Origin of the sequence: Mesorhizobium sp. M0088, from assembly GCF_040322895.1 — a bacterium.
GTDB lineage: Bacteria > Pseudomonadota > Alphaproteobacteria > Rhizobiales > Rhizobiaceae > Mesorhizobium.
The window spans coordinates 1-14559 of sequence record NZ_JAMYUI010000024.1 but is presented as its reverse complement, the minus strand read 5'-3'; the positions used below and the strand labels follow the sequence as shown (position 1 = coordinate 14559).

Genomic DNA, 14559 nt, shown 5'->3' with positions numbered 1-14559 from the left:
CGGGCGCGCGAAAGCCCGCGCAACCGCACCCCGCTTCAGATGGTTTCCGAGAGTTCCATGTCCGACAAGGTCGTCACCCGTTTTGCCCCTTCGCCCACCGGCTATCTGCACATAGGCGGCGCGCGCACGGCGCTGTTCAACTGGCTGTATGCGAAGCACACTGGCGGCACGATGCTGCTGCGCATTGAGGACACCGACCGCGAACGCTCCAATGAAGCCGCGACGGCTGCCATCCTCGACGGGCTTTCCTGGCTTGGCCTGAGCTGGGACGGCGAGCCGGTGTCGCAGTTCGAGCGTGCGCCGCGCCACCGCGAGGTGGCTGAGGAGCTCGTGCGCATGGGCAAGGCGTATTATTGCTATGCCACGCCGGCCGAACTGGAGGCCATGCGCGAGGCTGCCAGAGCCAAGGGGCTGCCGCCCCGCTATGACGGCCGCTGGCGCGACCGCGACCCCTCTGAGGCGCCCGCAGGCGTCAAGGGCGCCATTCGTATCAAGGCGCCGACCGAAGGCGAGACCATCGTCCATGACCGTGTCCAGGGCGAGGTGCGCTTTCCCAATAAGGATCTCGATGACTTCATCATCCTGCGTTCTGACGGCAATCCCACTTACATGCATGCCGTCGTCGTCGATGATCATGATATGGGAGTCACCCATATCATTCGCGGCGACGATCATCTGACCAACGCCGCTCGCCAGACCGTGATCTACAACGCCATGGGCTGGAACGTGCCGTCCATGTCGCATATCCCGCTGATCCACGGCGCCGATGGCGCCAAGCTGTCGAAGCGGCACGGCGCGCTTGGCGTCGAGGCCTATCGCGCCATGGGCTACCTGCCGGAGGCGCTGCTCAATTACCTGGCGCGCCTTGGCTGGAGCCATGGCGACGACGAGATCATGTCGATCAAGAATATGATTTCCTGGTTCGATATCGGCGATGTCAACAAGGGCGCGGCGCGCTTCGACTTCGCCAAGCTGGAGGCGATCAACGGCGCGCATATGCGCCGCATGAGCGATGCCCAACTGTTCGACATCTTCATCGCTACCCTGCCCTATCTCGAAGGTGGCCCGGCGATCGCCGCGCGCCTGAACGACAGCACCAAGGCGCAGTTGCTGGCAGCGCTTCCGGGCTTGAAGGACCGCGCCAAGACGCTGGTCGAGCTCGTCGATGGCGCGGCCTTCCTGTTCGCCACGCGCCCCCTGCCGATCGACGACAAGGCGGCCCTTCTGCTTACCGACGATGCCCGCAAGATCCTGCGCAGTGCTCACGAAGCTTTGAACGGGCTTGCGAGTGACTGGACAGCCGCCTCGGCGGAGGCGGCGATACGCGAGGTGGCAGCGGCCGGCAGTCACAAGCTCGGCGCGGTGGCCCAGCCTTTGCGCGCTGCGTTGACCGGCAAAAGCACCTCGCCGGGCGTGTTCGATGTGCTCGCCGTGCTCGGCCGCGAGGAAAGCCTGGCGCGCATCTCAGATCAAATCGATTAGGAGCAAACTGGCCCAAGAAGATTGGCATTGAAAGGCGGGTTTCGCAGTGCAACATTAGGCCTTGGCCCAATCTGGCACGCACCTCCTGAAATGCGGTGGCGAATACGCGCATTGCGGTGATTTTCGACGTGTCGCTCTGCAGAATTTTGCCTTTGCCGGCATGAGGAAACAAGAAGGAGTTTGCAATGACCGAAGCTGCGAAAAAAATGGATTTGGGCGGCAAGACCCAGGAGGCCACGGCAACGCTTGCATTCGCCGGCAAGACCCATGAATTCAAGGTGCGAAGTGGTTCGGTCGGGCCTGATGTCATCGACATCGCCTCGCTCTACTCAACCACCGGCGCCTTCACTTACGATCCGGGCTTCACCTCGACGGCAAGCTGCGAGTCCGAAATCACCTTCATCGACGGCGACGCCGGCATCCTCCTCCATCGCGGCTATCCGATCGACCAGTTGGCCGAACATGGCGACTTCCTCGAGGTCTGCTATCTCCTGCTCTACGGTGAATTGCCGACCAAGGCGCAGAAGGACGACTTCGACTACCGCGTGACGCGCCACACCATGGTGCATGAGCAGATGTCGCGCTTTTTCACCGGCTTCCGCCGCGACGCGCACCCGATGGCGGTGATGTGCGGCGTGGTCGGCGCGCTGTCGGCCTTCTACCACGACTCCACCGACATCTCCGACCCCTACCAGCGCATGGTTGCCTCCATGCGGCTGATCGCCAAGATGCCAACGATCGCGGCGATGGCCTACAAATACCACATCGGCCAGCCCTTCATTTACCCGAAGAACGAACTGAACTTCGCCGCCAACTTCCTGCACATGTGCTTTGCCGTGCCGTGCGAGGAATACAAGATCAACCCGGTGCTGGCGCGCGCCATGGAGCGCATCTTCATTCTGCACGCCGACCACGAGCAGAACGCCTCGACCTCGACCGTTCGTCTCGCCGGCTCGTCGGGCGCCAACCCGTTCGCGTGCATCGCCGCCGGCATCGCTTGCCTGTGGGGCCCTGCGCATGGCGGCGCCAATGAAGCGGCGCTCAACATGCTTGGCGAGATCGGCCATGTCGATCATATCCCGGAGTTCATCGCTCGCGCCAAGGACAAGAACGACCCGTTCCGGCTGATGGGCTTTGGCCACCGCGTCTACAAGAACTATGATCCGCGCGCCAAGATCATGCAGAAGACGGCGCATGAGGTTCTGGGCGAACTCGGCATAAAGGACGATCCGCTGCTCGACATCGCCATGGAACTGGAAAAGATCGCGCTGACCGATCCCTATTTCATCGAGAAGAAGCTCTACCCGAATGTCGACTTCTATTCCGGCATTACGCTGAAGGCGCTGGGTTTCCCCACCACCATGTTCACCGTGCTGTTCGCGGTCGCCCGCACCGTCGGCTGGATCGCACAGTGGAAAGAGATGATCGAGGATCCGCGCCAGAAGATCGGCCGGCCGCGCCAGCTCTATACCGGCGCACCCGAGCGTGACTACGTGCCGATCGCCAAGCGGTGAATTGGGAGTAGGGATCGGGCAGTAGGCAGTAGGCAGTAGGCACGGTCAACTTCCCTACTCCCTACTGACTATTCCCTCTCTTGATATACCGCATCACCACCTGCGCGGCGATCTCGCCGGACGGTCTGTCCGTCGCCATGCGCCGCGTGATCTCTGCAAATCCATTCTTCTGCCAGGCGCGCATGCCGCTGTCGGCGAACAGGGCTTCCAATTGCCGGGCCAGATTGTTCGGCTTGATGTAGCCGTCGTAGAATTCCGGAATAAGCGCTCGATCCGATATCAGATTGGGCAGCAGGGCCGACCAGACTGAAACGAGGTACGGCGCCAAGACGCGCGCAACCGGGTCGAGCCTGTAGCAGGAAATCATCGGCACTCCGGCCAGCGCCAGCTCCAGCGATACCGTCCCGGACGCGATCAGCGCCGCATCGGCTTTGCCGAAAGCCTGCCATTTGCGCTGGGGATCGACGATGATCTCAGGCTTTTCATCCCAGCGGTTGACGGAGGATTTGACGAGGTCGGCGACATGCGGAACGGTCGGCAGCAGCAGCCGCAGGCGGTGACCACGCGCACGCAGAATCGACATCGTCTCGCCGAACGGGTCGAGCAGCCGCCGTACCTCGCCACGCCGCGAACCAGGCAGGACGAGCAGGGTCTTGACGCGATCAGGAGAAAGGTCGCGCGGTAGTTCCTGCGCCTTGGCTGCGGCCAGCAAACCCGCATCGTGGGTCAGGCGATGCCCGACATAGGTGCCCGGTGGCCCGCCGAGCCGCTCGAGCTCCTTGACCTCGAAAGGCAGGATGCAGAGGATGTGGTCGACATAGGGCTTCATCGCCACCGCCCTGCCCGGCCGCCACGCCCACACGCTCGGGCAGACATAGTGGATGATCGGAATCGACGGGTTGGCCGCACGCACCTTTTTGGCGACGCGCAACGAAAAGTCCGGACTGTCGATGGTGACCATGCAGTCCGGCTTTTCGTCGGCAACGGTCTTGGCCAGTTGGCTGATCCGCCGCATCAGGCGCGGCAGGTCGCGTAGAACGGCGCTGAACCCCATCAGGGCGATCTCGCCGGCATCGAATGGCGAGACCAGTCCCAGCGCCTGCAAATGACGGCCGCCGAGGCCGACGAGTTGCACCTCGCGCCCCACAGCCTGGCTGAGCGAGCGCACTATGTCGGCACCGAGCAGGTCGCCAGACTCCTCTCCGGCAACGATTGCGATCTTCAATGCCCTGTCAGCCATTGCGCGGCTCCGTGGCGGCACGCAGGCCAAGGACGAACAGGCCGAGTGCATTGGCGCGCGTGATGGTTTCAGGACCTTCGAGGATCAGCGAGCGTCCCGCCTCGACGGCAATGCCGGCGAGTCCGGCCGCGTGCGCTGCCTCGACCGTCTGCGGACCGATGGATGGAAGATCGGCGCGCAGTTCCTGACCGGGCTTGGCGCACTTGACGAGGACGCCGCGGGTCTTGCCCGCAATACGGCCGTGGCCGCGCAGCAGCTTCGCACGATCAAGCAGGCCGGCTGTTCCTTCGATGCCTTCCAGCGCGATTGCCCGGCCACCAACCGCGATCGCCGCTTGGCCGACATCCAGCGCCCCGATGGCCTTTGCTGCCGCAAGGCCTGCCTCAATATCGCGCCAGTCCAATTTTCGCGGTTCGGCCTTGGTCAGCACGCCTTCGGCGGCGACAAGATTCGGCACTACTTCGTGGGCGCCAACGACCTTTACTCCGCGCGCTTCGAGGCCTCGTGCCAAGACCTTCAGAAGACCATCGTCGCCACGCGCGAGCGCCATGACGACCAAAGGAATCACCGCGAGCAGGCTGAGACTGGGGCGCAGCGCAAGCAATCGCGGCCGGCGCTTGATCTCGCCTGCAAGCACCAGATGGGTGATCCGGTGCCGCCGCAGCAAAGGGACGAGCGAGCCTATACCTTCCAGAGCGAGGCTTTCGTGATCGTATCGGGAGAGTTCCGCGATGCGGTCGACCTCGCCTTCCATCAGGATGACGAAGGGCGGATAACCTTGTTCAGCCGAACCGGCCGCGACTTCGACCGGCAGACTGCCGCCGCCGGCAATGATGCCGACCCTGGAGCCCGGCGGAAGATCAAGACGCGCAGCCGCTGTCTCAGTCTTCGTCATCGACATCGTCGCCATCGCCGCCCTTGAGCGACGGCACAGCATAGTGCCGCTTGCCGCGACTGGTGATGAAATCGATGATCTTCATGGCGGTCGGCGACGACGCGAACTCCGCCTTGGCGAATTCGATGTTCTCGCCAACGGTGCGGGAACGATCGAAGATCATCCTGTAAGCCTTGCGCAGCACAAGGATTTCGGACCTTGGCAGGCCGGAGCGCTTGAGGCCGATGATGTTGAGGCCGCGTAGGCTGGCGCGGTTGCCGACCGCTATAGCAAAGGGGATGACATCGCCGACGATCGCGGAGCAGCCGCCGAGAAAGGCGTTGTCGCCGATGCGGACAAACTGATGCACTGCGGTCAGGCCGCCGATATAGACATTGTTGCCGACCTCGCAGTGGCCGCCCAGCGTTGCACCATTGGCGAACGTCGCATTGTTGCCGACGACGCAATCATGGGCGATATGGGCGTAGGCAAGGAAATTGCCATTGTCGCCGACCGTCGTCTCGCCGCGGCTGGAATCGGTGCCGAGATGCATGGTCACGCCTTCGCGGATCGTGCAGTTCCTGCCGATGACCAAGGTGGTGCGACCGCCCTTGTGCTTGGTGTTCTGCGGCGGTGCGCCCAATGTCGCCATCGGATAGACCTTGGTCGAGGCGCCGATCGACGTCGCGCCCATCACCGAGACATGACTGACCAGTTCGACGTCGTCGCCGATCACCACATCGGCAGCGACATGGCAGAACGGCCCGATGCGCGCACCTTGGCCGATTTGGGCGCCTTCCTCGACAATGGAGGAAGCATGAATGGATGTCTTGATTTTCATAAGCACTCGATCGTCAGTCGCTGGTGACCATCATGGCTGAAATCTCGGCCTCGGCCGCCTTGGCGCCGTCGACCATGGCTTCACAAGCGAATTTGAGCAGGTTGCCGCGTTTCTTGATTTTCTTGACATAGATCTTCAACTGGTCGCCGGGAACCACCGGTTTGCGGAATTTGGCGTTGTCGATGGTCAGGAAATAGACCAGCGACGGCTTTTCGGTACCCAGGCTGCGGATACAGATGGCGCCGGCCGTCTGCGCCATCGCCTCGACGATGAGCACACCCGGCATGACCGGCTGCTCAGGGAAATGACCCTGAAAATGCGGCTCGTTTATGGTCACGTTCTTGATGCCAACAGCGGATTCGTCGCCATCGATGTCGACGATACGATCGATCATCAGGAACGGATAGCGGTGCGGCAGGAGCTTCATCAGCCCCATAATGTCGACCGCCTCCAGCGTCGTCGACGCGATCATGTCAGCCATTGCCTCCCTCGCCCTGTTTGCGGGTCCTGGCGAGCTTGCGCAGCATGGCTATCTCCCGCATGGCTTCCGCCATCGGCTGTGCCGGATAGCCGCCCCAGATCTCGCCTGCAGGGACATTGCTCATAAATCCACTTCTGGCGGCAAGCTTGGCCCCTGTCCCAATGGTCAGGTGATCCGCAAGCCCGACGCCGCCGCCCATGGTGACATTGTCACCCACCACCACGGAACCCGAAATACCCGAAAGCCCGGCTATTATGCAATTGCGGCCGATGCGGACGTTATGGGCGATCTGCACGAGATTGTCGATCTTGGTGCCCTGGCCGATGATCGTATCGGACATGGCGCCGCGATCGACGGTGGTGTTGGAGCCGATCTCGACGTCGTCCTGGATAACGACACGGCCGATCTGCGGCACGCGCTCAGGCCCCTTGGCCCCGCCGACGAACCCAAAACCATCCTGGCCTATCCTGGCGCCGCCATGAATGATGACGCGATTGCCGATCAAGGCATACTGGATGCTGGCGCCCGGACCGACATAGCCGTCGCGGCCGATCTGGCAGGATTGTCCAATCACCGCATTCGGGGCGATGACGGTGCCGCTGCCGATCGAAGCACCTGGCCCGATCACCGCGCCGGCCTCGATGACGGCACCGGCTTCGACATGGGCGGTCGCATCGACATGAGCGTGCGGCGAGACGCCGGTTTCACTGGTCATCGGCCCTGGTGTCGCCGCCCTCGGAAACAGCAGACGCCCGATCAGCGCGAAGGCCTGTTGCGGACGCGGATGAATGAGAACGGCAACACTGGCCGGCGCCTTGGCGGCAAATTCCGCCGGGCACAGGACCGCGGCTGCCCGCAACGACGGCATCAGCGCGGAATTACGCTTACCATCGACAAAGACGAGCGCATTCTCGCCGCCCTCGCTGGCAGGCGCGAGTGCTTCGATCGAAATATCGGAGTGGCCGGAATCGACGAGCACCGAGCCGGTCAGATTCGCGACTTCGCCCGCCGTATACCGGCGTGATGGCGCGAAGAACACCGGATCGGTCATTCCAGAAGCTATATCCAGCTAGGTCGGAACATTTCTCCCGGACCCTGAGGACCCGGGAGCATCGTTGGCCGCCGATCAGAAGCGGGTCGATATGCCGAAGTTGAATTCCTGCACGTCGTCGCGCGCTTCCTTCTTGACCGGGATCGCATAGTCGATACGGATCGGACCGAAGGGCGACGCCCACATCAGGCCGAGGCCGACCGAGGCACGCAGTTGCATGTCCGTCGACTCCTGAGCAACGCTCGTAACCTTGCTGCCATAGAGCGTTGCCGCGTCCGCGAAGACTGCGCCACGCAAGCCAAAGCTCTCCGGAATCACCGGCAGCGGGAACTGGGCCTCCGCCGACGCGTTGAAATAGGTCGTGCCGCCGAGATGGTCACCCGTGAGAGGATCCACAGGCCCGATACCGCCATAGGCGAAGCCACGGATCATGCGATCGGAGCTCTGGAACTGATCGAAGATACGCAGGCCGTCACTGCCATAACCCTCGACATGGCCGGCGCCGCCCGAAATGAGGCCAACCAAGTCGTACTGCTCCGACAGCGTCTGGTAGATGCTGCCGCGTCCTGTAATCTTCACGAACTTGGCATCACCGCCGAGACCAGCCACTTCGAGGGTCGTGTTGGCATAGATACCCTCATGCGGGTTCTTCATGTCGTCGATGGTGTTGTAGACCAGCCCGAGACTGACCGACGACTTGATCCAAGGGCTCTGATCGATGCCATCAAGAATTGCGGTTGAGATATTGCAAGGGCTGCCAGGAACATAAACCCCGTCGGTCAAGCAACCATCGTCAACTTCATATTTTTCCTGCGAGATGTTGTACGCCAGCTGAGTCGTGATGCTGTCGGTGATCGGCAGGCCGAAACGGATCGTCGCACCTGTGGTATCACTATCGTAATTGTTGTCGTACTCCCGCGTCGACTTATAGATGTCGAAGCCGGCGGCGATGCGCCGTCCGAGGAAATAAGGCTCAGTGAAGGACAGGCTGTAGTCGCGTGAATTCTTGCCGCCGCCCGCCGACACCTTGATGAACTGGCCACGACCGAGGAAGTTGCGCTCGGTCACCGATCCTTCGACCGACGGACCGGCCGTGTCGCCACCGGTCGAATAGCCAGCGCCCACCGAGAACTCGCCGGTCGATTTCTCGACCACATCGACCACCAGCACGACCTGGTCGGGCTGCGAGCCAGGCACGGTCGAGATGTCGACTTTCTCAAAGTAATTCAAGTTTTCCAGGCGCTTTTTCGCGCGCTGGATGAGCACCTGGTTGAAGGCGTCGCCTTCGCTGACGTCGAACTCGCGGCGAATGACATAGTCACGCGTGCGATCGTTGCCGCGGATCTCGATGCGCTCGATATAGGCCTTGGTGCCCTGGTCGATCGTATAGACGACCGAAATGGTGTGGTTCTCGAAATTGCGGTCGCCGCGCGGCGTGACTTGCGCGAAGGCATAGCCGGAACCGGCCACCTTCTCGGTCAGCGCGATGATGGAGTCCTCGACGTTCTTGGCGTTGTAGACATCACCCTTGTGGGTCTCGATCACCGATTCCAGCGACTTGCCGTCGACTTCAGGGATCGAGCTCTCGACGCTGACGTCGCCGAACGTGTAGCGGTCGCCTTCCTGGACGGTGATGGTGACCGTGTACTTGTTAGTCGCGCTGTCGAGCTCGCCGACAGCGGACACGACCTGGAAGTCGGCATAGCCGTGATTGTAATAAAAGCGGCGCAGCAGCTCCTCGTCCGCGCGCAGCTTGTCATCGTCATAGACGTCGTCGCGCAGGACGAAGGAAAGCCAGGACGAGCGCTTGGTATTGATGATATCCGACAGGCGGCGGCTGGAATAGGCGCTGTTGCCGACGAAATTGATCGCAGCGATCTGCGTGCGATCGCCTTCAGCGATGTTGAAGACAACATTTACGCGATTGTCGCCAAGCTGCATGACCTGCGTGGTCACGACCACATCGTCGCGACCAATGCGCCGGTAGGCAGCCTTGACCGATTCCACGTCGGCATCGAGTGTCGCCTGCGAGAACGTTCCGCGCGGCTTCAGCTGCACCGCCGCCGCAAGCGCATTGTCCTTGAGCTTCTTGTTGTTCTGGAACAGCACCTGGTTGACCACCTGGTACTCGGCGACCTTGACCACCAGCGTCGAGCCGACCTGGTTGATCTGCACGTCCGAAAACAGGCCAGTGCCAAACAGTGCCTTGACCGCACCGTCGATATCAGAACTGGAGAAAGCCTTGCCCGGCTTGATGGTGATGTAATTGCGGATGGTCTCAGCGTCGATACGCTGGTTGCCGCTCACTTCCACTCTGCTGACGACAGCGGCTTCAGCCGCCGATGTGGCAACGAACTGCACTGCGAGCGCGCCTGGCACGACCATGGCCGCGGACAGGGTCACCGCGGACGCGGCGCTTAGAAACTTGGATGCTGCCTTCATCGGGCTTAATAACCTTTTCTCGTAGTCCCCACGGCGAGAAAACCGGACGTGCGGTAATTTCCCCTACCGTATTAACCGGATTTTCCCTACACGCAAGGCTTCTGGTTAATTTGTATTTACTTAACCCTGCGGCGTGGCTTTCGCGTCACTCATATCCCCTTGCATGGTAAACGGCGTCTCAACATCGTCCATGCAGAAGCCAAATTTCTTCATGATTTCAGCACCCAAACAGATCGTTCCAAAAAACGAACCCCATGAAGCACAGCACCAGAAGCAACCCGGCCCGATAGGCTATTTCCATCATCCGTTCCGACACCGGACGGCGAATGACAGCCTCCACCCCGTAGAACAAGAGGTGACCGCCGTCGAGGGGGGGAATCGGCAAAAGGTTCAGAATTCCGATGCCAACGGATAGCAGTGCAACCAACTGCACCAGCCATTCGAATCCCAGTTTCGCAGCCCTGCCCGCCATGTCGGCGATCTTCACCGGGCCGCCCAGCTGACATTTGTCTTCGCGTCCGACAACAAAGCGCTGCAGGAACTGCCCGGTGCGCTGGATGACGTGACCGGTTTCCTCGACCGCCGCCGCGACCGCTCCGACCGGTGTGTAGGTGATCAGCCTCGGCTGGCCGAGTTCCTTGTTGTTGACGACACCGATCACGGCGACCTTGACCTTGTTGCCGAGCGCGTCTTCCTGTTCCATCAGCCGCGGCGCCGCGGTCACAGTGACCTCCTGGCCGTCGCGCAACATGACGAAGGTGATTGCGTCGTCGGCACGGCCCGAGACCAGGCGCTGGACGTCGCCAAAGGTTTCGACCTTGTTGCCGTCGACACTGACGAATCGGTCGCCGGGAAGGATGCCGGCCTTCGCCGCCGGGCTGTCGGCGGTCACCTCGGCCACCATGGGCTCGGCGACATAGCGGCCATAGGCGGTGAACAGCACGGAAAAGACGACGATCGTCAGCAGGAAATTGAACAATGGTCCGGCCACCACCGTTGCCGCGCGCTTCCAGATCGGCTGCGTGTGAAAGGCGACCTTGCGCTCGTCCTCGGTCAGCGTTTCAATTTCTTCCGACGTGGGCTGGCTCGATGTGGCGTTCATGTCGCCGACGAATTTTACATAGCCGCCAAGCGGTATCGCACACAGTTTCCAGCGCGTGCCGTGGCTGTCGTTGAAGCCGAAGAGTTCCGGGCCGAAGCCGATCGAGAAGGCCCTGACGCCGATGCCGCACCAGCGCCCGACAAGGTAATGGCCCATTTCGTGGACGAACACGACTACGGTCAGCACGAAGAGGAATGGCACCAGCGTGCCGAGGACAAAGCCTTCTGTGCTGAAAAGCGCGTGAAGAATCTCGTTCAAGACAAACCCTCAAATTCTTCCACGGCGCAGACTGCGCCGTGACTGTGACACCAATCCGGGCGAATCCAAGGCGCACCGCGCAAAGGACCCTGAAATGACATCGCTCAAACGGGAAACAGACCCTGTGCCGGATGATCGGCGTTCGCCGAAATCCAGCCGATGACGTATAGGGCGAATGCCGCTGCGACAAGCCCGTCGACACGATCCATGACGCCGCCATGGCCCGGGATGAGCGCCCCCGAATCCTTGCGGCCATGGCGGCGCTTGATCCAGGATTCGAACAGGTCGCCTGCCTGCGAGACAATCGACAGCACGAGCGCGACCAGGCCGAGCAATACCAGATTGCCGACACCGGCAGCTGCGGCGAGGACCAGCCCGGCGACGACGCCGCCGACAGCGCCGCCGAGTGCGCCGCTGCGCGTCTTGCCGGGCGAGATAGAGGGCGCCAGTTTCGGCCCCCCAACGGCTCGGCCAACGAAATAGGCAAGGATATCGGTGGCCCAGACGACAGCGAACAGGAACAGGATGGCAATGAGGCCTGAACGATCGCCATCGCGCAGCAAGGCGAGCGACAGGCCTGAAACCGCGGCATAGGCAAGGCCGCTCGCATCCCATTGTCCGGTCTTGCGAACCGAGGCGGCTATCGCCGTTGCGGCAACAATGGCCGCCACAAGCGGCAGCAGCCAGGAGGCGGCCAGACCGCCAATCAAGGCGCCAATGAAGACAACCAGCAGTGCTTCCGGCAGGAAACCAAGGCCCGTTGCCCCGGTTGGCCGCGACATGCGGGTCCATTCATAGAAGATCGCCGCTACGATCACGGCACACAGCAGCCGGAACGGCAAACCGCCGATCCAGGTCAAGCCGAGAGTGATGATGGCGAGCACGATCGCCGAAACGATACGCAGTTGAAGATTGCTCATCCCGCGGCCGGTCGCGAAGCGACGTCATGGCCCCCAAGTCCGCCGAAACGGCGTTCGCGGCCAGCAAACTCACGCAAAGCTTCCGCAAGGTGCTCGCGGCTGAAGTCGGGCCAGTAGCAAGGCAGGAAGACGAGTTCGCTATAGGCGGCTTGCCACAGGAGGAAGTTCGACAGCCGGAGCTCGCCGCTGGTGCGAATGACCAATTCCGGGTCGGGAATGCCTTGCGTATCGAGCGCGCCGGCAAAGCTTTCGGCTGATATCGCCTCGGCGTCGAGTTCGCCACGCGCCACGGCGGCCGCAAGCTTTTGTGCCGTACGAACGATTTCGTCTCGTCCGCCATAGTTGAAGGCGATCACCAGCGTCAGCGATTCGTTTGCGGCCGTCAGCGTTTCGGCCTCGTCGAGCAGTCCCCTGATATCAGACTGCAGCCCTGCCCGGTCACCGATGATTCTAACCCGCACACCGCTCTGGTGCAGTTCAGCAAGGTCACGGCGGATGAACATTTTCAAGAGGCCCATCAGGTCGCTGACCTCGGACTTCGGCCGCGACCAGTTCTCCGACGAGAAAGCATAGACGGTCAGGTAGGAAATGCCGAGCCCAGGTGCCGCGCGCACCGTCTTGCGCAGCGCCTCGACACCGGCACGGTGGCCCGCAAGACGGGGCATGCCGCGCGCCTTGGCCCAGCGTCCGTTTCCGTCCATGATGATCGCGACATGCGCGGGCGTTGCCATGTTCTCGCTTTCGGGTCAGCCGGCGGCCATGACCCTAAACCTGCATGATTTCAGCTTCCTTATCGGAAAGCAGGTGGTCGATGGTGCTGATCGTCTCGTCGGTAAGTTTCTGGACCTGGTCCGAGCGCTTGCGCTGATCGTCTTCGCTGATGTCGCCGTCCTTCTCCGCCTTCTTCAGGAAGTCCATGCCGTCGCGGCGCACATGGCGCGCGGCGACACGGGCATTCTCGGCGTAGGTGTGCGAGATCTTGACCAGTTCCTTGCGGCGCTGTTCGTTAAGTTCGGGAAGTGGAATCCTGAGGTTGGTGCCGTCTACGATCGGGTTGAACCCCAAATTGGATTCGCGGATCGCGCGGTCGACCGCGCCAACCATCGACTTGTCCCATACCGATACCGAGATCATGCGCGGCTCCGGCACCGAGACGTTGGCGACCTGATTGATCGGCATGGTGGTGCCGTAGGCCTGCACCTGGATCGCATCGAGCAGATTGCTGGAGGCGCGACCGGTCCGCAGCGAGGCCAGATCATGCTTGAACGCGGCAATGGCCCCATCCATGCGCCGCTTGAGATCGTCGTACTCACCACTCATCTTTATCTCCTCGACCGTCTAATGCGGCTCACTGCTTCGGGGCCGTCTTCGAATCGAACTTTCGAAAACCGGCTTCCCTTTTCGGGTCAGGCCGCCGATCAATCGTCCGCGACGACCGTGCAGCGGCCGCCGCCCCTCAGAATATCGCCGAAACCACCTTTTTCGTGGATCGAATAGACGATTATCGGAATGTTGTTTTCGCGCGCAAGTGCAATCGCAGCAGTATCCATGATGGAAAGGCCGCGATTTATGACTTCGCCATGGCTGATGCGCTCGAAACGCGTCGCATTCGGATCCTTCTTCGGGTCCGCCGAGTAGACGCCGTCGACCTGAGTGCCCTTGAACAGCGCGTCGGCGCCGATTTCAGCGGCGCGAAGGGCCGCGGCCGAATCAGTGGTGAAAAATGGATTGCCGGTGCCGCCGGCAAAGATCACCACCTTGCCCTGGTTCATGTAGGCGGTCGCCTGGCGCTGCGAAAAGCTCTCGCAAAGTTCGGGCATGGCGATCGCCGAAAGCACCACGGCGTCGACGCCGATCTTGTTCAACGACGTGCGCAGCGCCAGCGAGTTGATCACCGTGGCAAGCATGCCCATGTGGTCGCCGGTAACACGGTCGCCGCCCTTGGAGGCAACGGCCACGCCGCGAAAGATGTTGCCGCCGCCGATGACGACGCCGACCTCGATGCCCAATGCACGCGCCTCGGCGATGTCGCCGGCGATGCGATCCACCACTGACACGTCGATGCCGAAATGCTGCTCGCCCATCAACGCTTCGCCCGACGCTTTCAGCAAGACACGTCGGTAGAGGGGCTTCACCGTCATCTGGGCCTCTTCATTTGCATGTGGCGCGTTCCGGGTGGCTGCTCTCGCGCAGGCGCGCCACCGAAACAATGGCGTTCCGATACACGAAGGGGGGCCCGCAGTAGCACCGGGCCCCCCCCCCAATAAGTAGGCCGATTTTAAAATAAACCACGCCAAAAAGAAAACCAAAAAGAACGAATCTAAATAAAACCCCCGCGGCTATAAGACCGCCCA

General features: G+C 61.7%; 14 protein-coding genes. 2 read left to right on the top strand and 12 right to left on the bottom strand.

Translation table 11 applies throughout. The features are described from left to right. The first annotated feature begins 57 nt into the window (after positions 1-57). Positions 58-1482, top strand: a complete 1425-nt coding sequence (gene gltX / locus NKJ67_RS25760; RefSeq protein ID WP_352583907.1) for a glutamate--tRNA ligase — start codon at positions 58-60, stop codon at positions 1480-1482. Positions 1483-1667: 185 nt separating this feature from the next. Next, positions 1668-2996 (top strand): citrate synthase, encoded by a 1329-nt coding sequence (gene gltA, locus NKJ67_RS25755; RefSeq protein WP_127270290.1) that lies wholly within the window; start codon positions 1668-1670, stop codon positions 2994-2996. A gap of 61 nt (positions 2997-3057) precedes the next feature. Here the strand turns inward: gltA and lpxB are convergent, their stop codons facing one another. The 12 genes from lpxB to NKJ67_RS25695 form a co-directional block, all read right to left on the bottom strand. Further along, positions 3058-4236 carry a lipid-A-disaccharide synthase gene (lpxB, locus tag NKJ67_RS25750; RefSeq protein WP_292679463.1) on the bottom strand — a complete coding sequence of 393 codons (1179 nt, stop codon included), beginning with the start codon at positions 4234-4236 and terminating at the stop codon, positions 3058-3060. After that, positions 4229-5146, bottom strand: a complete 918-nt coding sequence (locus NKJ67_RS25745) for an LpxI family protein (protein WP_128364800.1) — start codon at positions 5144-5146, stop codon at positions 4229-4231. The genes lpxB and NKJ67_RS25745 overlap by 8 nt, the downstream gene beginning before the upstream one ends. Then, positions 5118-5951 (bottom strand): acyl-ACP--UDP-N-acetylglucosamine O-acyltransferase, encoded by an 834-nt coding sequence (gene lpxA / locus NKJ67_RS25740; RefSeq protein WP_352583904.1) that lies wholly within the window; start codon positions 5949-5951, stop codon positions 5118-5120. The genes NKJ67_RS25745 and lpxA overlap by 29 nt, the downstream gene beginning before the upstream one ends. A 13-nt stretch (positions 5952-5964) precedes the next feature. Further along, positions 5965-6432: a 3-hydroxyacyl-ACP dehydratase FabZ gene (gene fabZ / locus NKJ67_RS25735; protein ID WP_027036657.1), complete on the bottom strand. Its 468-nt coding sequence runs from the start codon at positions 6430-6432 to the stop codon at positions 5965-5967. Continuing rightward, a complete protein-coding gene (lpxD, locus tag NKJ67_RS25730) occupies positions 6425-7483 on the bottom strand; it encodes a UDP-3-O-(3-hydroxymyristoyl)glucosamine N-acyltransferase (RefSeq protein ID WP_352583901.1) in 1059 nt (352 codons plus the stop codon). Before lpxD ends, fabZ begins: the two co-directional genes overlap by 8 nt. Positions 7484-7558: 75 nt before the next feature. Then, positions 7559-9925, bottom strand: coding sequence for an outer membrane protein assembly factor BamA (gene bamA / locus NKJ67_RS25725; RefSeq protein ID WP_352583899.1), 2367 nt, complete (start codon positions 9923-9925; stop codon positions 7559-7561). 217 nt (positions 9926-10142) lie between these two features. Beyond that, positions 10143-11285, bottom strand: coding sequence for an RIP metalloprotease RseP (rseP, locus tag NKJ67_RS25720; protein ID WP_352583898.1), 1143 nt, complete (start codon positions 11283-11285; stop codon positions 10143-10145). A gap of 104 nt (positions 11286-11389) precedes the next feature. Beyond that, positions 11390-12205, bottom strand: a complete 816-nt coding sequence (locus NKJ67_RS25715) for a phosphatidate cytidylyltransferase (protein ID WP_292335562.1) — start codon at positions 12203-12205, stop codon at positions 11390-11392. Next, entirely contained in the window at positions 12202-12936 is a 735-nt protein-coding gene (locus NKJ67_RS25710) for an isoprenyl transferase (RefSeq protein WP_127327351.1), read from the bottom strand. Before NKJ67_RS25710 ends, NKJ67_RS25715 begins: the two co-directional genes overlap by 4 nt. A 34-nt stretch (positions 12937-12970) precedes the next feature. After that, positions 12971-13525, bottom strand: coding sequence for a ribosome recycling factor (gene frr, locus NKJ67_RS25705; protein WP_013531759.1), 555 nt, complete (start codon positions 13523-13525; stop codon positions 12971-12973). Between the two features lie 98 nt (positions 13526-13623). Continuing rightward, positions 13624-14346, bottom strand: coding sequence for a UMP kinase (gene pyrH / locus NKJ67_RS25700; RefSeq protein ID WP_013531760.1), 723 nt, complete (start codon positions 14344-14346; stop codon positions 13624-13626). A gap of 10 nt (positions 14347-14356) precedes the next feature. Then, a partial coding sequence (locus NKJ67_RS25695; RefSeq protein ID WP_352583895.1) for a hypothetical protein occupies positions 14357-14559 on the bottom strand: 203 nt, incomplete at its 5' end.

Coding starts and splice junctions, on each gene's coding strand:
- fabZ (WP_027036657.1), bottom strand. CDS start 6,432: ATGGCTGACATGATCGCGTCGACGACGCTGGAGGCGGTCGACATTATG.
- lpxD (WP_352583901.1), bottom strand. CDS start 7,483: ATGACCGATCCGGTGTTCTTCGCGCCATCACGCCGGTATACGGCGGGC.
- pyrH (WP_013531760.1), bottom strand. CDS start 14,346: ATGACGGTGAAGCCCCTCTACCGACGTGTCTTGCTGAAAGCGTCGGGC.
- lpxB (WP_292679463.1), bottom strand. CDS start 4,236: ATGGCTGACAGGGCATTGAAGATCGCAATCGTTGCCGGAGAGGAGTCT.
- gltA (WP_127270290.1), top strand. CDS start 1,668: ATGACCGAAGCTGCGAAAAAAATGGATTTGGGCGGCAAGACCCAGGAG.
- bamA (WP_352583899.1), bottom strand. CDS start 9,925: ATGAAGGCAGCATCCAAGTTTCTAAGCGCCGCGTCCGCGGTGACCCTG.
- gltX (WP_352583907.1), top strand. CDS start 58: ATGTCCGACAAGGTCGTCACCCGTTTTGCCCCTTCGCCCACCGGCTAT.
- frr (WP_013531759.1), bottom strand. CDS start 13,525: ATGAGTGGTGAGTACGACGATCTCAAGCGGCGCATGGATGGGGCCATT.
- NKJ67_RS25715 (WP_292335562.1), bottom strand. CDS start 12,205: ATGAGCAATCTTCAACTGCGTATCGTTTCGGCGATCGTGCTCGCCATC.
- NKJ67_RS25710 (WP_127327351.1), bottom strand. CDS start 12,936: ATGGCAACGCCCGCGCATGTCGCGATCATCATGGACGGAAACGGACGC.
- NKJ67_RS25745 (WP_128364800.1), bottom strand. CDS start 5,146: ATGGCGACGATGTCGATGACGAAGACTGAGACAGCGGCTGCGCGTCTT.
- lpxA (WP_352583904.1), bottom strand. CDS start 5,951: ATGAAAATCAAGACATCCATTCATGCTTCCTCCATTGTCGAGGAAGGC.